General features: G+C 67.6%; 16 protein-coding genes. 6 read left to right on the top strand and 10 right to left on the bottom strand.

Annotation, left to right across the window (positions count from 1 at the left end; translation table 11 throughout):
• Entirely contained in the window at window positions 1–711 is a 711-nt protein-coding gene (locus tag NIE79_RS25605) for an SDR family oxidoreductase (protein ID WP_238680978.1), read from the top strand.
• 430 nt (window positions 712–1,141) lie between these two features.
• Here the strand turns inward: NIE79_RS25605 and NIE79_RS25600 are convergent, their stop codons facing one another.
• The 5 genes from NIE79_RS25600 to NIE79_RS25580 all read right to left on the bottom strand — a co-directional run bounded on the left by NIE79_RS25600 (window position 1,142) and on the right by NIE79_RS25580 (window position 5,661).
• Window positions 1,142–1,666: a DUF1877 family protein gene (locus tag NIE79_RS25600; RefSeq protein WP_238681171.1), complete on the bottom strand. Its 525-nt coding sequence runs from the start codon at window positions 1,664–1,666 to the stop codon at window positions 1,142–1,144.
• Between the two features lie 407 nt (window positions 1,667–2,073).
• Window positions 2,074–2,469: a hypothetical protein gene (locus NIE79_RS25595; RefSeq protein ID WP_238680977.1), complete on the bottom strand. Its 396-nt coding sequence runs from the start codon at window positions 2,467–2,469 to the stop codon at window positions 2,074–2,076.
• A gap of 31 nt (window positions 2,470–2,500) precedes the next feature.
• A complete protein-coding gene (locus tag NIE79_RS25590) occupies window positions 2,501–4,510 on the bottom strand; it encodes a DUF8224 domain-containing phage-derived protein (RefSeq protein WP_238680976.1) in 2,010 nt (669 codons plus the stop codon).
• Between the two features lie 134 nt (window positions 4,511–4,644).
• On the bottom strand, window positions 4,645–5,091 hold the full coding sequence (locus tag NIE79_RS25585) for a hypothetical protein (RefSeq protein ID WP_238680975.1): 447 nt from the start codon (window positions 5,089–5,091) through the stop codon (window positions 4,645–4,647).
• Window positions 5,092–5,241: 150 nt separating this feature from the next.
• On the bottom strand, window positions 5,242–5,661 hold the full coding sequence (locus tag NIE79_RS25580) for a DUF6188 family protein (protein ID WP_238680974.1): 420 nt from the start codon (window positions 5,659–5,661) through the stop codon (window positions 5,242–5,244).
• A gap of 558 nt (window positions 5,662–6,219) precedes the next feature.
• Between NIE79_RS25580 and NIE79_RS25575 the strand changes: the two genes are divergently transcribed.
• Entirely contained in the window at window positions 6,220–7,119 is a 900-nt protein-coding gene (locus NIE79_RS25575) for an aldo/keto reductase (protein ID WP_238680973.1), read from the top strand.
• A 490-nt stretch (window positions 7,120–7,609) separates the two neighbouring features.
• On the opposite strand, the gene NIE79_RS25570 is transcribed toward NIE79_RS25575, so the two are convergent.
• The 3 genes from NIE79_RS25570 to zwf all read right to left on the bottom strand — a co-directional run bounded on the left by NIE79_RS25570 (window position 7,610) and on the right by zwf (window position 10,920).
• Entirely contained in the window at window positions 7,610–7,990 is a 381-nt protein-coding gene (locus NIE79_RS25570) for an Mth938-like domain-containing protein (protein WP_238680972.1), read from the bottom strand.
• 364 nt (window positions 7,991–8,354) lie between these two features.
• A complete protein-coding gene (locus tag NIE79_RS25565; protein ID WP_238680971.1) occupies window positions 8,355–8,708 on the bottom strand; it encodes a hypothetical protein in 354 nt (117 codons plus the stop codon).
• Window positions 8,709–9,426: 718 nt separating this feature from the next.
• Window positions 9,427–10,920, bottom strand: a complete 1,494-nt coding sequence (gene zwf, locus NIE79_RS25560) for a glucose-6-phosphate dehydrogenase (protein WP_238680970.1) — start codon at window positions 10,918–10,920, stop codon at window positions 9,427–9,429.
• A gap of 423 nt (window positions 10,921–11,343) precedes the next feature.
• On the opposite strand from zwf, the gene NIE79_RS25555 reads away from it, so the two are divergent.
• Both NIE79_RS25555 and NIE79_RS25550 read left to right on the top strand, forming a co-directional pair.
• Entirely contained in the window at window positions 11,344–12,018 is a 675-nt protein-coding gene (locus NIE79_RS25555) for a nucleotidyltransferase domain-containing protein (RefSeq protein WP_238680969.1), read from the top strand.
• Window positions 12,015–12,794 (top strand): nucleotidyltransferase domain-containing protein, encoded by a 780-nt coding sequence (locus tag NIE79_RS25550; protein WP_238680968.1) that lies wholly within the window; start codon window positions 12,015–12,017, stop codon window positions 12,792–12,794. Before NIE79_RS25555 ends, NIE79_RS25550 begins: the two co-directional genes overlap by 4 nt.
• 206 nt (window positions 12,795–13,000) lie before the next feature.
• Here the strand turns inward: NIE79_RS25550 and NIE79_RS25545 are convergent, their stop codons facing one another.
• Window positions 13,001–13,579 carry a hypothetical protein gene (locus NIE79_RS25545; RefSeq protein ID WP_238680967.1) on the bottom strand — a complete coding sequence of 193 codons (579 nt, stop codon included), beginning with the start codon at window positions 13,577–13,579 and terminating at the stop codon, window positions 13,001–13,003.
• Between the two features lie 608 nt (window positions 13,580–14,187).
• The gene (locus NIE79_RS25540; RefSeq protein WP_238680966.1) at window positions 14,188–15,186 is read right to left on the bottom strand and encodes a DUF418 domain-containing protein; all 999 of its coding nucleotides are present in this window, start codon (window positions 15,184–15,186) and stop codon (window positions 14,188–14,190) included.
• Between the two features lie 146 nt (window positions 15,187–15,332).
• Here NIE79_RS25540 and NIE79_RS25535 point away from each other — a divergent pair, with 146 nt between their 5' ends.
• Together NIE79_RS25535 and NIE79_RS25530 are read left to right on the top strand one after the other, a co-directional pair.
• On the top strand, window positions 15,333–16,490 hold the full coding sequence (locus tag NIE79_RS25535; protein ID WP_238680965.1) for a sensor histidine kinase: 1,158 nt from the start codon (window positions 15,333–15,335) through the stop codon (window positions 16,488–16,490).
• Window positions 16,487–17,125: a response regulator gene (locus NIE79_RS25530; RefSeq protein ID WP_238680964.1), complete on the top strand. Its 639-nt coding sequence runs from the start codon at window positions 16,487–16,489 to the stop codon at window positions 17,123–17,125. Before NIE79_RS25535 ends, NIE79_RS25530 begins: the two co-directional genes overlap by 4 nt.
• Window positions 17,126–17,239: the final 114 nt, after the last annotated feature.

Below are 17,239 nucleotides of genomic sequence, written 5' to 3'. Positions count from 1 at the left end.
ATGCAGATCAACGGCAAGAAAGCCCTCGTAACAGGCGCCAACCGTGGGCTCGGCAAGGCCTTTGCCGAGGCTCTCCTCGCCCGCGGCGCCACCACCGTCTACGCCACCGCCCGCCGCCCCGACCGCATCAACATCCCTGGCGTCGTCCCCCTCCAACTGGACATCACGGACCCGGCATCCGTCGACGCCGCGGCAGCCGAGGTGGGCGACCTTGATGTCCTCATCAACAATGCTGGCATCTCCACAAACGCGCCCCTGCTCGGACCCTCTACGGAAAACGTCCGCCGCGAGTTCGACACCAACTTCTGGGGCACCCTCAACGTCACCCGCGCCTTCGCCCCCAGGCTTGCCGGCGGCGCCATCCTCAACGTCATTTCAGCACTGAGCTGGTACGCCTTCGCCCCCGCCAGCAACGGCTACGCCGCCTCCAAAGCTGCGGAATGGTCCCTCACCAACGGCATCAGACTCGAGCTGGCCGACCAGCAAACCCAGGTCACCGCCTTGGCCCTGGCCATAGCCGACACCGACATGATGGCCGCCTACGACATCCCCAAACTTCCACCCCACGAGGTGGTCACCATGGCACTGGACGGCCTGGAAGCGGGCAAGCTCGAAGTGATCGCCGACAGTCCCACCGCCAACGTCAAGGCCTCGCTCTCCCGCGACCCCGCCCTCTTCTACGCCGACATCCCCGGCGCCCTCTTCGGCTGACACCACCAACTCCTGCGCAGCCGGCCAGGGAATGTGAGGCAGATCGACGTACTGCTGGGGCTGGCGGTGAGCTCTGCGACCGCAGCTTCCGGGCACTGGCCGACGCGCTGGGTGTCGCGCCGACGATGTCCCCGGCAGTGAGCCGTGCGAGCGATGGCTACCACCGGCCGACGCCATCTGGTCCCTTCTGACACGGTGAGCCGAGCGGCCCAAGCCGCCGGCCCTGCACAGCAGTACCAAAATCCACGATCTTCGCGATGCGGAAAGGGATGCTCTCCAACCGATCGATCCAGATCAGAACTGGCGTTGGCGCCAGTCAAAGCCAAGGGCTGGCAGTCCACTCCACGCGTCTGCGCTCGGAGCACACCATGGATCGGGGGAGCAGGTTGTAAGCAGCGGTGTGCCCTGAACGCAGCGGCTGAGCCGCCGATCAGTCAAGCCAGCAGATCACCGCGGCACCATCCTTAGCGGCTGCGGCGAAGAAGGTCTGGACGCCTGGTAGATAGTGGGCCACCCACGCAAGTTCGCTGGGTCCTTCCCAGGGGCCGGGGTAGATGTCGGCCCGTTTCAACTCCTGTGGGTCGACGCCCCGAATGAGGCCGTCTTCGGTGAGCGCGGCCAGTCGCGAGGCCGCTGTCGCTACGTGGATTGGTGTCAGATAAGAGGGTGGCCCGTAGCCCCAGTCGTCTTCGAGGTCTTCTAGGAAGTCGAACATCTCGTCGCTGTCAGGCTCGACGTCTGGCAGCTCCACGAACCTCTCCGCGCCTAGGACCAGCGGAATTTCGAAGCCCAGCCGATCGAGTAGGAAGTCCAACCCGTTCCATGCCTTGTCGGTGGCCGCCCAGCGTTTGGAGTTGTCGTCGCGTTCCGTCATGGCGAGTTCGTAGGCCCAGTCGAGGTCAGTTCGCGCCTGTTCCAGTTCGTCCGGCGAAACGCGCAGCCAGTTGCCGTTCATGCTCACCGCGCGAGCCTAAGTGCTGGTTACGACAGTTTCGTCGACAGCGGGCGGACGTCTCCGGCAACCTGGCGGCACGCTGTTCTGCCGCTGACAGGCGCGGCGGCCGTGAGCGTGCTCCCCGATCGACCCATGCGGCTGCGGGAGCCAGCGCTGGTGCCAACCAAAGCACTGGGTCGGCAGCTCACGATCGGTCGGTGGTCGGCGGCCCGGTGCGAGCCCGGTATGGGGAAGCAGGGTGAAGGCAACAGGGTGCCCTGAACGGCCTCGAACTGCGTCCAACCGCACCGCACAGTAGTTCACCGAGAAGTGGCCATGAGCGCCGGCCTGGCCGCCACAGGTCTTGCATGGCGACCGTACTTCTCGGCGATGTGCGGGCCCGCTGGCAGACGCTGATTGTCGGCGGGCTACAGGTTGTTGATTCGGGCCAGTAGGTCCGCCTCGGTCAGGTTCTCCAGGACCGCGTCCTGCTTGCGGCCCAGGACCGCCAGCAGCTTCTCCTTCTCCAGCTTCTTGGCCGCCGCCGCCTTCGCCGCCTGGTCCTCCGCGAGGCGGACGGCGATGACGTGCTTGACGACCTCCAGCTTGGCTTCCAAGGTTGCCTTGGCCGGATTGGCCTCGGTGGCCACGAACGACTCGGTGTCGACGGCCTTGAGCTCGGCGTTGACCGCCTTGGCCACATCATCGAGGCTGAAGCCGGACCTGGCGGTCAACGGAAGCTCCCACAGCTGTTCCGTGGTCAGCAGTCCCTTGGCCGACGGATAGCGGAACTTCTCCCGTGTGGCCTTCTCGAAAATACTCACGGTAACCTCTCTGGAATAGCTGGGTGGGGAATCAGAACTGGATGCTGATGAGGCGGCGCCGGCCGCCGGTCATGGTCACCTTGGCGACCACAGAGCTGCGGACCGTGGAGCTGAAGCCGAGGCCGGACAGCTGATCCGGAGACGGCTCGCACTTGGTGCGGTCGCCGAGAACCTCGAACACCTTGCGGTGCGGTTGCAGGTCGCTGCGGAGGAACTCGTTGTAGATCCCCCGCGTCGGCTGGTCGTTCACGCACCCCTTCAGGATGAAGAAGTAGTGCCGGTTGCCGACCTCGTTGTCGTCGAAGTAGTTCGGCGAGTACATGATGGTGGACACCGGTACGAACTGTTCGGTGGTGATGCCCCACAACTCCTTGCCCGCGCTGCCCGGCTGCACGTCCTTACCCGGGCGGAAAGCGGTGATCACCCCGCCGGCAACCGTCATCCGGCCCACCTCGACGGTCTCCTTGTGGCCGACAGCGCGCTCGTGGCTGTAATGCTCGATCTTTCCGTTGCTCTCGGTCTCGATCACGAAGCCGACCTGGTTGCTGTCCCGCTTGCGGTACTGGTTCACCTCGATCCGGTACTCACCGTCGGGGACACGGTCGGTCCAGGTGACGTTCTCCACCGGCTCGCGGGAGAGCGTCCCGCTGGCGTTCATGTCGACGTCCAGCTTGTTGCGCTTGTCCTGGTACCAGATGTGGTCGCCGTTGGGTTCGTACACGTGCAGGTCCAGGTCGTCGTGGTTGAACCAGGACAGGCTCACCCGCAGCTTGCCGGTGACGTTGCCGCCGGCCCGCTTGACCTTCTCCCTGATCGAGTCGGTGACGTTGCCGCCGTACGACCAGCCGAAATCGTTGTCCCACTTGAACAACCGCGGAGCAGCCGCGCGCCGGCCGGTGGTGAGGCTGACGAGGTGCGGCTCGTAGGTGTTGGCGACCCACAGGTCGATGGTGGCGGCGCCGGGCAGGATGTCCTTCATGAAGGAGACCACGGGAGTCTCCTCCGGCTTGGCGTCGCGAAGGAGCGCACCTGACGACCGGGTGGTGGCCGCCTGCATGAGCAGCCCTTCGATGCCGTCCTTCATCCGTGCCTGGGCGTCGTTGTCGACCCACAGCACGTTGGTGACCGACACGTCGGACAACCGGGCGAACCGTCGCTGCAACGACTCCTCGATGCCCAGCTCGGCAATGGTCCTCATGGCGGCCTTGACCATGCCCGGCGTGATCAACGCCGTGGGGCGCTGGTAATTCTGCGGCGCCACCTTAGCCTCGAACGACCGGACCGCCTGCTCCAGGTCGACGCCCGCGGAGAGATCCTGGACGAGGGTGCCGATCACCGTGTTGCGCAACCGGGCCACCGGGTTCATGGCGTTGGCGAAGACGAAGGCACGCCGGTCGGGCGCCTGGGTCCACAAATTCTGCAGCGAGCGGAACTCGGTCACCGCCCGGCGATGCTCCGCGCCCCGGTAGAGGGCGTTGTCGTCGATGAGGCCGACGACGGTGTCCAGAGCGTGCCGGGTCAGCTCGGCCAGGCCACGCTGGAAGACCTGCACAGCGGCGTCGAAGTTGCCCTGTGCCGCGCCGACGTCGTCGATGCGATGCCGCTCTTCCACCCGGCCGTGCAGGTGGTGCCACACCTCGACCTGGCCGTCGCGCAGCGTTCGGGTGGTCTTCGTCCCGTACTGCGCCTGACTGGACCGGAAGATGGTGGACAACGGCAGCGAAAGAACGAACTCGTCCAGAGCGGCGGCGACGACGGAGAAGACCGGGTCGGATGCCGACACCCCGGACCAGACGGTACGGACCTTCCCGTCGTGGATCTCGACGACGTTGCCGAAGTGCTTGATGAAACCGCGGCAGGTCGAGCAGTCGTACTCGGATCGCTCACGGAACCGCAGATTGGTGCCGGCGGGGAAGGATTCGAGAAAGGTGAGCCAGAGTGAATCACGGTCGAGACCGTCGCCGACGGCGTACAACTCACCCGTGGACATCGTGGACAGACGCGAAGTCACGTCCGTCACGAACTGCTGGAAATCGCCCACCGTTCGTCCTCCTTGATCGCCGAAATCCTACGCAGCGAGCGCCGATCGGAGAAACGCGTTTCCGGCTGTACGCATGGGACCGTGTGAAGGTGCTCGCTCATGCCGCTGGTCGGGCGCCCGCCTCTGCGTCTCGGTCAGGATCGCGCGGCGCTGGCCTTGAGGCTCCGCAGCTGCTCGACCTTGCGCTCGGCGTCCTGCCGTGAGTATGAGCCGAGCGCCGACAGCGGCATGGCGTTGTCGCCGAGACGGAGGACGGGAGCATAGAGCGGCAAGCCTCCCCGTACGTCGATCTGCACGCAGTCGACCGACTGGATCGCGTTCCACGCTGTGACCTGGTCACGGCTGTCGAAGCCGCGGACACGGACACCCTCGCCGCCGATTACCACGCCGAGTCGAAGGGCACGCCAGATCCCGGCCATGCCGCTCGTGACGAGCAGGCATCCCAGCCCGATGCCAAACCAGTCGCGCTCGGCCAGTACGTCACCGGAGGTGAAGTACGTGACGCCCAGCAGGGTCCATACCGCGAAGATCACAACTAGGACCGGAATCTGGACGCGTGGCCGGATGACGATGCGGTGCATGGCCGAACATGTTACGGAGGGGCCCGTCTGCCCGAACGGCGCTGTTCAGTCCAACGGCGGCGTTGGGGGGAGTAACGGGCCATTGTCAAGATCGGGCGCATGGACCTGCCGCTGGTCGTGAAGGCGTGTGCATCACTGTGTATGTTTCGGCTACCAGTGTGCGAGGCCGCCGCCGGGAACAGCGACGAAGCCGAATCCCCGCAATCCCGGCGGCGGCATACTCGTGACTGTGAACGCCTCGTACTGATCGTCCGGCTCGACGACGAGGACTGCGTCGTCGGCGAAGGTCAGAGTCAACCGGCCGTCCTTGCGGATCTCGGCGGCCGTGATCTGCGCTTGGTGCCGGTCGAGCAACGGTGCCAGACCCGTTGACGTCGAGGGGTCGAACCGGCTTTCGGCGCCGGGTGCGCCGTAGGAGAACTCGGTTTCGATGCGGATCTCGATCCACGCCTCAACTATGAGCGTGAAGGCAAAGTCGATCCGCAGCTGTGTCACGACGCCGCTGCCGACCGGTAGCAGCCACTGACCGGGCTGCTCGATCGGCCCGGTGGGGTTCACGCGCTCGGCCATGGGCCCATGCTGCCCTGGATCCTCCAAGTCGTCGCCGAGTAACCGGATCTGCCCCGATCAGCGCGCTGGGTTTCGCAGATCAGTCGGCGGACGCCCTGTCGTACATCAGTCGACGAAGGGCAGTTGTCGTGCGACAGGAGCTGCGGGACAGATTTTCCCCAGTTGACCTGCGACAGGCTCCAGCGAACTAACGCAGTAGGCCATCGGGTGTGGACGCACGGATCTGCCGATGAGCGTGCGATCACTGTCCTGCATGTCGATGCACTGGCCTTGATGGAACCGATGTCACTCGACCTGGTGGCGCGTCGGCCCGAGGCATGTCGTCGAGGCTGGACGTCGACCCTCACGCCACGCGAACGGTCGGCACCCCTGGCCGTCAACGAGCGTAGGGGTCCCGGATGGCGGCCCTGTGCGGGAATGCTCACCGGACGGGTCCTGCCGTGCAGAGGCCATCTGAGCTGTGGCGTCCCGTATGAGGTTGCTCGGTCCCGATGGCGCAGACTGGGCACCGCTAACGGACTGGACCTCAATTGCGGTTGAGGTTTTAGGGTGTGGGTCATGCCAAGTGCCGAGATGGGAACGCGTTTATCCATGGGTCGCGATACCTTCGGCCGTCAGGGATTCGGCGCGATGAGGTTGCGCGATGGAACCGGCGACGGCACCGACCGTGACCCGGTGGCGGTGGTCCACGCCGCCCTTGATGCGGGCGTCACGATGGTGGACACCGCAGATGCCTACCAGAATGAAGAGCTGGTCGGCCGGGCAATCCGAGGGCGCCGTGATGAGGTGCTGCTGGCCAGCAAGTTCGGGTTGGTATGGCGAGGTGAGCTCGCCGGCGGCTTCGATGTACGGGCTGACCGGGCGTACGTGCGGCAGGCGAGCGAGGCGAGCCTGCGACGGCTCGGTGTCGACGTGATCGACCTCTACTACCTGCACCATCGCAGTGAAAGGGTCCCGATCGAGGAAACCGTCGAAGCCATGGCCGAACTGGTCAACCAGGGGAAGATACGCGCCCTTGGCCTGTCCAACGTGACGGCGGACGACCTACGCCGCGCACACGCCGTTCACCCGATCGCGGCGCTCCAGGAGCAGTGGTCACTGGTGCAGAGCGACATCGAGCAGGAGCTGCTGCCTACCGTGGCCGATCTCGGAGTGGCCGTCGTCGCCCACTCCCCAAACGGTCATGGACTCCTCCACCAGCCTCCGAGCACAGCCGACGAGCAGATAGCGAGCGGCCTACGCGCCGCGCTGGGCGAGATCGCCAGTAGACACGACACTACGAGTGGGCAGGTCGCACTGGCCTGGGTGCACCACCGGCAGCAGGTACACGGTGTGCCGGTCATCCCGATCCCGGGGACCACCAGCGTCCGCCACCTGCGTTCCAACGTCGCCGCGGCCGACCTACGCCTGCCCGACGACGACCTGCGCCGGCTCGATACCCTCCGAGCTGCGTCGTGACCCGCACACCGTGTCCGGTTACGGATCGTCTTACCGGACGGGTTGGCGTCGGACGGCTTCTGGCGTCGCGTGGGATGGGCGGAACACGACCAGCCACAGCCGGCACGGCCTCGCTATCACTCAGGACCCGCGGCTTCCGCTCGCTGTCCCCCGCCTGGGCAGTCCTCAGGCGGGGCGTAGGCACGGATGGTGCCGTTGTGCCGCGGGACCTTCCCGTCGGTGGTGAGGGCGACGATTCGTTTACAGACTGGGCAGTGGCCTCGCTGTGGCCCCGAGCGTTGAGTCACCGTGCCTCCTGCGGGTAGCCCGTTGCAGGTCTTCGGCTCAACCGCCGAGCCATGACCGCCATCGTGCCGTATCGGGGCCAGGCAACCTCGAAGGCTTCGCTACGGAGCGTGACTCCGGTGACGCGGCTCGCGCGCCCGCTCGACGGCAGATCCGGAGACGAACGTGACCGGAAGATTGGGTGAGCGGCCCCTCAGGATGTCGTCTAGCAGGTCGAGTGGAACAGCCCTGCGACGGCGGTGCCACCGGCGGCGAGGTCGTTGTAAATCTGGACTGCCTCGGTGGTCTGGGCCACGTGGACGGTCACCCCGCGCTCCTCGAGCAGCCCAAGGGTACGCGGGTCGACCTGCAGTTGCAGTTCCATGCCACGCGACAGGACGATGGTCGTAGCACCATGAGATAGAAGTTCTTGGACATCCTCCGGCTGGATGCCGGGGCTGTGGCGGGTACCGGTCTCGGACCAGTCCCACGGGCGGCCACCGCCGGGGTAGAGCTTGAAGTCTTTGCCAACCCCAATTTCCTCAACGTCCATCCGACCCCACGAGATCGACAGGACGAGCGGCGAACGAGTTGTTTCGCTGGACACGGCGTCTCCTCGTTGAAGGGAGCCGCGTCGGCTGCGGCACGGACGGAGCTTAACGCCGCCAACCGCCCAACAGCTGTGCCAGCGGTCAGCCGATCAGCAGACCGCACGACCGTACAGAACCGGCAATGATGCGGAGCACGCCATCGATGCCCGTAACGTCACGTCGTCACATAGCGTAGTTGACCTGGCCTTGCAACTGGGAGCAGATTGGGGTGCAGGTTGGCGAAGAGGTCACCGCGACCGAAGTGCTCACCGACGCCGGACAGAGACGAGGGCTTTGAGCTGCTGTGCCGGCGCCAACCACCTCGACAGCCACCCGGACGTCACCTGAATGGCCGGACGCGGACACCGGTCGCCGTCGACGTCACCAGGATGCCCGGGTGGCTGGGACATCGCGCGGGCAGTTGAAGGCCTCCGGCGTGATCTCGCGAGGTCCGGTGGTTTCCCTGTGGACCTCGAAGCGCACGCAGATGTTGTAGTTCACCTCCTCCCCACCCAACCAGTGCTCAGCTGCCTGGCCCGCCATCACGACCTCGACCGTTGCCAGCAGACCCACCCCATCCTCGTCAGGGTTGTGGACCACAGAGGCGAGCCGCTCGCCCTCAGTCTGGGAGACGAGTCGGTTGAGCACCGCCTGGTTGCTCGCCCAGCCCTCCAGGTTGTGCGAGTCGGTCGCCCGTTGCCCGGTCTCGTGGGCGACCTGCTCAGCCCGCTCCATCACCTGGTCCTCGGCAACGTTGTGCGAGTTGCCGCATCCCGCGGATGACAGCACAACAAGGCAGGGCAGTAGTCCACTGATGCTTGTCGCCCCGTGGCAAGCCGAGGTGAATGGCCGGCGAGGGGTGCCGATGTGTCGTGGCATGAGGCCAGAGAATCATCGAGTTTGTTGCGGCGCATCCGTGCGCGTACTCAGCTGTCCTTGAGCCGCCGACCAACTCGACATGTCCCGGGCGGTGATCGACGGAAACCACATCCGGGCCGTCAGGGGCGCCCCAAAAAAACCGCTCCGAGGCCGGTCGACCGCCGCAAGCCAGGCTCGAAACACCTCGAGCAGGTCGCAGCCGCGAACCCGGTGCGGGCAGTCCAGACGTGTGGCTGAGCCCGCGGCGGACGATGCCGCGTTATGCACAGCCTGCGGCCCGCGTGACCTGGAGGACTTCGAATGCCGCCCCCGGGGCGGGCAGCATTCCGGTCGCGGACGGCTGCCCGACGTGTCTGGGCTGCCGTGCCCGTTGCGGGCAGATGATCTACGGACGCGGATGGACGGGGCCGGCTGCCGCGGAGGCTGGCGGCGACATGCCGGCACTGTCGATGCAGGCGCGACGCCGGGGTTCGGCGCAGCGGTGGGTGGGAGCCGGCTCCCACCCACCGCTGCGCGTCAATGGTGCGACCAAGCGATCGGGCTCGGCAGCGCGGTCACAACCGGTGTGGCAGGGTCACGCGGAGTTGCGCCACTTGCGGCCGTGCCGGCCGATGAGCCGGTCGGCGTCGGTCGGGCCCCAGGAGGCGGCCTCGTAGGTGGGGATCGGCGAGTTGTCCTTCTCCCAGTTGTCGATGATCGGGTCGACGATTCGCCAGCACTGCTGCACCTCGTCGCTGCGGATGAACAGCGACGCGTCACCGATCAGCGCGTCCAGGAGCAGACGCTCGTACGCCTCTGGGGACTCCTCGACGAACGTCTGGTCGTAGGAGAACTCCATAGTTGCGGTGCGGACCCGGAAGGAGTGGCCCGGCACTTTGGCACCGAAGCGCAGCGAAATGCCCTCGTTCGGCTGGATCCGCAGAATCAGGGCGTCAGCATCGAGGCCGGTGAGCTGGTCGGTCGGGATCGGCAGGTGCGGCGGCCGCTGGAACTGCAGTGCCACCTCGGTGAGCCGGGCTGGCAGGCGCTTGCCGGTGCGTACGTAGAACGGCACCCCGGCCCAGCGCCAGTTGTCCACGTTGAGCCGCATGGCGGCGTAGGTCTCGGTCCGCGACAGGGGATCGACGCCGGCCTCGTCGCGGTAGCCGGCCATCAGCTCCTCGCGAGTGCCGCCCCGGGTGTACTGTCCCCGGACCGCGGCCTCGGCGATGTCCCGGTCGGTGGGGAGCCGGATCGCCTGCAGTAGCTTCACCTTCTCGTTGCGCAGGCCCTCAGCCTCGAATGAGGCCGGTGGCTCCATCAGCGCCAGCGCGAGAACCTGGAGCACGTGGTTCTGCACGATGTCCCGCATCGCGCCGGCGTCCTCGTAGAAGCCGCCGCGGCTGCCGACGCCGAGGGTCTCGGCGACGGTGATCTGCACGTGGTCGACCCAGGAGCGATCCCAGATGGGCTGGAAGATCGAGTTCGCGAAGCGCAGCGCCAGCACGTTCTGGACGGTGTCCTTGCCCAGATAGTGATCGATACGAAAGACCTGGTGCTCGTCGAACGCGCTGTGCACGACGCCGTCGAGCTCGCGGGCCGTGACCAGGTCGCGCCCGTACGGCTTCTCGATGACCAGTCGGGAGAAGCTGCCTTCTTGTGGCTGGTTGAGCCCGACACCGGCCAGTCCTTTGATCACCGGCTCGAAGGCCCCGGCGGGGGTGGACAGGTAGAAGAGCCGGTTGCCGGACGTGCCCCGCTGTGCGTCCAGCTCGTCGAGGGTCTCCACGAGCTGCTTGTAGGTCTCCGGGTCGTCGTAGCCGCCGGCCACGTACCGCACGCCGCCCTGGAGCTGGCGCTTGCTGGCGAGGGTGCGTTCGCCGAGGGCGCTCTCGGCGAACTGCTCGTCCGTCATCGACGTGCGCGCGACGCCGACCAGCGCGAACTGGTCCGGGAGCCGCTCGTGCCGAGCCAGGCTCTCGATCGCGGGCAGCAGCTTACGCCGGGTCAGATCACCGGAGGCACCGAAGATCACCAGCGTGGCCGGCGGGGCACTCCGCTCCTGGATGAGCTGAGATGCGTGGTCCATGGTCTGCGTTCCTCCGGGCACAAGAGGTGTGGGGCTGGGGGAGGGCCACGCGGCGTGGCCCGTTGGTCGGGGAGCTTGAGCGTCGCATGCCGGGCTGACGAGTAGGCGACTCGGTGGCGATCCGATCCGGTCTGTCGCCGTACGAGGGTGGTGGTACGAATGATCGTGGCGCAACGTGGTCCGCGCAGGCCTCGACCCGACCAGCGACTTCTTCACCTGGTTCGCCGACCACGTCGCGGCGCGGCTGCGTCTCGGCGCGTTTTCCGACGTGGCTGAAAGTGGCGAGCGATGAACCACCCCGATGGCGCCTTGGGAGAAGCTGGTCGACCCCGTCGGCCTGCTCTCGAAGAGCCGAACCTCACGGACGCGGAGTGCTTGAAAAGGGTGGCGCGTGCAGGGCGGTGATTGGGTAGCGTCCCGGGCGTGATCAAGCTTGTCGAGCGGCATACGGTTCTCGCCGTTGTGGTCGGGTCGCGGGCGTACGGGCTGCATGACTCCGACTCCGACTACGACCGGCGTGGTGTGTACGCGGCACCCACCCGGTCGTTCTGGCATCTCGACAAGCCGCCCACCCATCTCGACGGCCCAGCGGTGGAGCAGTTCTCCTGGGAGTTCGAACGCTTCTGCCTTCTGGCCCTGCAGGGCAACCCGACAGTCCTGGAGGTGCTCTGGTCCCCGCTGGTTGAGTCGATCACCGTCGACGGGGAATGGTTGCTGGCGGCACGGCAGGCGTTCCTGTCGAGGCGGGTGGCTGAAACCTATGGCAACTATGCCCGGGATCAGCTCAATCGAGTGGCGGCCCGCCGCGAGCGCACCGGCGAGACGAATCACAAGCAGGCCATGCACATGATCCGGCTGCTGGTCGCCGGAGCGCACGTGCTGCGTACCGGGGAGGTGCTGGTCGACGTTCGTCACTTGCGTGATCGGCTGCTCGCGGTTCGGCGCGGCGAGGTGCCCTGGGATGAGGTCGCCGCCTGGGCGGCGGACCTACTCGGTGAGCTCGGTGAGGCAGCAGCAGCCACCGAGCTGCCGGACCAGCCCGACCGAGTTGATGTGGATCGGCTGCTCACGGCTGTGCGGGAGAGGAACCTGCAGTGACCACCGAGGTGCCGCCGTGGGCCGCTGAGGCAGCCTGCACCCTGCCCCGTCCGCTGCTGTTCGCCACCGTCAGCGGTGCGCATCTGTACGGATTCGCGTCCATCGACTCCGATCTGGATCTGCGGGCCGTGCACCTGCTCCCGGCCGAGGAGGTTGTCGGGTTGCGCACCGGTCCGCAGACGTTGCAGCACATGGGCGTGCGCGACGGTGTCGAGTTGGACGTGGTCAGCCACGATCTGCTGAAGTTCGTCAAGCTGCTGAACAGCCGCAACGGGTACGTTCTGGAGCAGCTGCTGTCACCGCTGGTGGTGGTGACCACTGCGGTGCACGCCGAACTTATCTCCTTGGCCCCGCGGCTGGTCACCCGTCACCATGCGCACCACTACCTCGGGTTCGCGGCCACCCAGGAGAAGTTGTACGCCAAAACCGGGCAGCTCAAGCCTGCGCTGTACACGCTGCGGGTCCTGCTCACCGGGATCCACCTCATGCGGACCGGCTGTGTTGAGACGAACCTTGGCGTGCTCGGAACGAGGTTGTCGTACGTACCGGATCTCATTGCCGCCAAACGGGAGGCCGAGCATGGCCCTCTCCCCGCGGGCGTTGCGGGGCGGCTTGCTACCGACGTGTCGCGGCTGCGCGCCGAGTTGGAGACGGCCCGGGACATCTCGGTGCTGCCCGAGCGCGCGGACCCGGCAGCCGTGGGCGCCCTGCACGACCTGGTGGTGCGCACCCGACTGCGTGGGCTCCCCAGCCAGCGTCGTGACTCAGCGGGCTGAGGTCCGTCGCGGTTCCGTCATCTGAGACACCGATTCCACGGGCTGCGTCCTGAGCAGGCCCTTCAGGCGGCCGGGAGTACGACCCGAGCGCCGAGACGCCGCGCCCGACGTGCTCACCGACGCAGGACGGCGTGACCTCAGTGGTTACGAAGGCGTCAGCGTCCGTGGGTCGCGCTGCCAGCCGGTGGTGTCCTCACTTGTCGAAGTCAGCGCGCATTCGACGCCTCGATAATGGTGGCCGTTCCTACCGCAGGCCGGCCCTCGTGCATGGTGATCGTCATGCCCGGCTGCAGGTGACGCCAAAGCTCTGGGGACAGTGGGCCCAGGCGTACCGAACCGGTGGCGCCTGGTGGCAACGCTGGCGCGGACTCCACCCAGACGCGTGCCACGAGCAGATCAGGCTCGTCCGCGGCCGTACGCCGGCCGAGGTCCCACAGCGGTCGGAGGATGCCCTTGCCCGGCATCGGTGTTTGCCGGCCACCCTCGGCGGCCGGCAGGAGCCGCAACTCGGCGCGGACGATTCCGTGGATGCTCTCCCACCGACCCCACCGGCACCACGCGGCAGCGTCGGGAAGCCACATCAGCTCGGCGCTGTCGATTAGCAGATCCCACCAAGCGGTCGGCGGTCGCCAACCCGTCTCGAGGTCTGCAAGGAGGTCGAGGGCGACTTCCCACTCGTCGTGGTCGAGGTACTCGCGTACGTCCACCGCCGTCACGCCGGCCTGGCTGACGACATCAGCCGGGACCATGGCCGCAGCTCGAGCGAGCAGTTCGACAACATCCACGCGGGGATTATTCAACCTCGCCGCGGCATCAGCGCGACGGCTCCTACCGGCGTACGGGTCTGCCGCTGATCGGGCGCGTGGACGGCCGGTGCCCCGCTCGGCAGGTGTGCGTTGCCGGTATGAGTGCCTGAGTGCCCTGCTGGTCGCTGCGTCGGCGGATCCGATATTTCGGATTCTGCGGAATCGCAGCTCAGGCATGTCGGTCGCGCTCGCCGTAAACGAGGTCGTGTCGGGCACAGCTGTGCTCTTTATCGTCGCGACACCCTGGGTCCTCGGCGGATAGATCCCGCCGCCATCCGCATTCGTCCCGTCGCTGCTGCTGGCGCTTGGATGCGGATTCCTCAGCACAGTTGCGCTCGTCATGACTCCTCTTGATCCGCCGCCAAGCGAGTTCGGTTCCGATAGGTGACCGGCTCAACCTTCGGGCGTCGGCAGGGCTACCTGCGCTGAGGCGGACGTGCGTCGGCCGGCCCCGCACGGGTGGTCCTGCTTCGGCACGCCGGCTTCACCGCCGAGGGTACGAAGCGCAGCGAGGCCCGCCATGCGGACGGCTGGCACGACATCCACTGACTTGCCTGCATCGCCAGAGAGGGCTGACGGCTGACGGCTCATCGGGCGCGGCTGATCGGCACCCGCTGCCACCAGGTAAGGCACCGCCAGAGCCATTCGAGCGGGCCGTACCGGAAGGAGCGCAACCAGAGCACGCTGAAGATCGCCTGCACGACCCCGATCGCCAGGCCCAGTCCGACCACGGCGCCGTAGGAGGACCGGGAGCCGATGTCGAGAAGCCCATCACCGGCCACGATCAGGAACGACGCGGCGACGTAGTTGGTGAGCGCCACCCGACCGAGCGGCGACAGCAGCGCGCCGAGTGGGCGTCGCAGGGCGGTTCGCATCAGCAGCAGGAACCCGACGGTGAAGAGGAAGGCGAAGGCGAGGCCGGCCGGCAGGATGCGGTAGTTGGCGATCGGACCGACTCCAGCCCGGAACTGCAACCAGCCCATCACCGCGGCGACCGGCACCGCGACGGCGAGGGCGAGGGCGAGTTGCCGGCCGCGCGACGGCAGCGTGTCCGGGATGCCGTACTCCGCGATCGCCAGGCCGAGCAGGAAGAGGCCCGGGATGATGAAGAGACCGTTGAAGGTCAGCGCGGCGGCGAGGGTCGTCACGATGCACAGCCCGAGCGCCCAGCGGCGGGACAGGTACGACGCCGGCAGCAGCACGACCAGCCCGAACACGGCGTAGAACTTCAGCACCTCGCCGGGCTGGATCAGGGTGTGCAGCGCACCGAAGAGGCCCAGCCAGAGCAGCCGGCGCAGCAGCACCAGCCGGGGACGGTCGGTGCGCCGCGCCGCCGCACGCAGGAAGAGCGAGAAGCTGATCCCGAAGAGCAGCGAGAAGATAGGGAACGGCCGCTGTACGAAAAGCAGCTCCCACACGTACGCGCCGAGGTGCTCACCGGCCGGTCCGGAGACCCGGGTCAGGTGGGTCATCTGAACGATGTTGAACATGACGATGCCGAGGAGCGCGAGCCCACGCAGGGCGTCAAGTTCGTCGATGCGGCGGGGCCCAGCCGGTTGCGCCACGGGATCGGTCAAGTGTGCCATCCGGCAATGCCACAGCAGTCGTACCCGGTCGGGACAGGCCCGGAGGTCGCCTCCGCAACCTACCTTCGTCGCGTCCCCCGGTCCCTTCGTCGGCACTCCTGCCGCTCGCCGCGCTGATCCGGGCCGGCCGGGCTAACCTGCAACGCATGAGCGCGGTGGACCGCCGAAAGGTGCCGCCACTCGCCGTCGACGTGCTGCTGGTCGTCGTCGCGGCCGCGGCCGGTGTGGCCCGTGAGGTCGCCTTCCCGAGCGCCGGGTCGAGGCATCTCCCGGCCCCCGTCTGGTTCTACGCGGCGGTGCAGGTCGGCGCGGCGGCCACCCTGCTGCTGCGCCAGCGCCGGCCGTACCCGATGGCTCTGGTCATCGCCGGCGTCAGCCTGCTGGTGCCGGCGTCGGCGGTCTTCTTCGTGCCGTACGCGGTGATCGTCCTCGGTCGCGACCGCCGGCGGTCCTGGGCGGTGATCGCGGTGCTCGGGGTGTGCTGGCTGCTCGGCGCGCGGCTCTGGACGGTCGACGACCCGTTCAGCGGGCCCGCACTGCTGGCCATCTCGGCCCTGCTCGGCCTCTACGTGAGTGCCCGCCGCCGGCTCGTCGCGGAGCTGCTCGACCGCGCCGAACGCGCCGAGCGGGAGCGGCTGCTCCTTGCCGAGCAGGCCCGTAGCGACGAGCGGCTCCGGATCGCCGGCGAGATGCACGACGTGGTTACCCACCGGATCAACCTCATGGTGCTGCACGCCGGGGCGCTGGGCACCAGCACCACGGATCCCGCCGTTCGCGGCGCCGCCGAGGAGCTGCGGACGACAGGCTGCCAGGCGCTGGCCGAGCTGCGCGACCTGGTCGGCGTGCTGCGGCACGGCGACCCATCGACGACTCGCGTCGCAGCGGAGGACCCGGCTGCGGAGGGTGACCTGAACGATCTCGTGACCGACTCGCGCGCGGTCGGTCTGCCGGTCCGTCTCGACGAGGAGGGTGACCTGTCGGTGCTGGCACCGGCCGTGCGGCGCACCCTCTTCCGGGTGGTGCAGGAATCCCTGACGAATGTCCACAAGCACGCGCCGGGCTCGCAGGTGACCGTGTCGGTCCGCTACCAGCCGGATCTGGTCCGCGCGACAGTGACCAACGACCGGCCCGACCGTGCCCCCGACCCGGACCTCGCCGCCGCCGGCGGGGGCTCCGGCCTGGCCGGCCTGCGGAGTCGGGTCGACGTGCTGGGCGGCACCCTGGCCGCGGCGGCGACCCCGGAGGGCGGGTTCGCGGTGCGGGCCACCCTGCCCGGGTACCTGCCGACGACCGCGACGCGATGATCCGGATCCTCCTTGTCGACGACGAACGGATGGTCTGCGCCTATCTGCGGACGATTCTCGGAGCAGCCCCCGACATCGAGGTCGTCGGCGAGGCGTACGACGGCGCGGAGGCCGTGGAGGCGGTGACCCGGTACCGTCCGGACCTGGTCCTGATGGACCTGCGGATGCCGGGCGTCGACGGGCTCACCGCCATCGAGCACCTAGCCCGGTCCTCGGCGCCGCCGAGGATCGTCGCGCTGACCACGTTCGACCTCGACGAGTACGTGCTGCGGGCGATGCGGGCGGGTGCCGTCGGCTTCCTGCTCAAGTCGACGGCGCCGGAGGATCTCGTCAACCTGGTACGGGTCGCCGCCGCCGGGCACACGGTGCTGTCCCCGACGGCGACCCAGCGGCTGGTGGCGAGCCGGCATGACGGAGAACGGGTCCGCGAGCTGCTCACCACGCTCACCGCCCGGGAGGTCGAGGTTCTCGGCTGCCTCGGCGCCGGCCGCTCCAACCAGCAGATCGCCCGACGACTGCACCTCTCCGAGGCGACGGTCAAGGGGTACGTCTCCCGACTGTTGGAGAAGCTCGGCTGCGACAACCGCACCCAGGCGGGCCTGCTGGCGCATCGGGCCGGCATCCCGGCGAACTGACAGCCAGCACGGCGCGCGCTGCAACAAAGCGGAGCACGCTCAGCTGGCGCGATCATGACGCAGATCGTCGGGAACGACGGCTTTTGCCGGCTCGACGGGTTCAATCGGCTGTTC

Source organism: Micromonospora trifolii (assembly GCF_022229005.1).
Classification (GTDB): domain Bacteria; phylum Actinomycetota; class Actinomycetes; order Mycobacteriales; family Micromonosporaceae; genus Micromonospora; species Micromonospora trifolii.
Note: the sequence above shows the minus strand (reverse complement) of the source record. Positions and strands in the feature narration are given on the sequence as shown.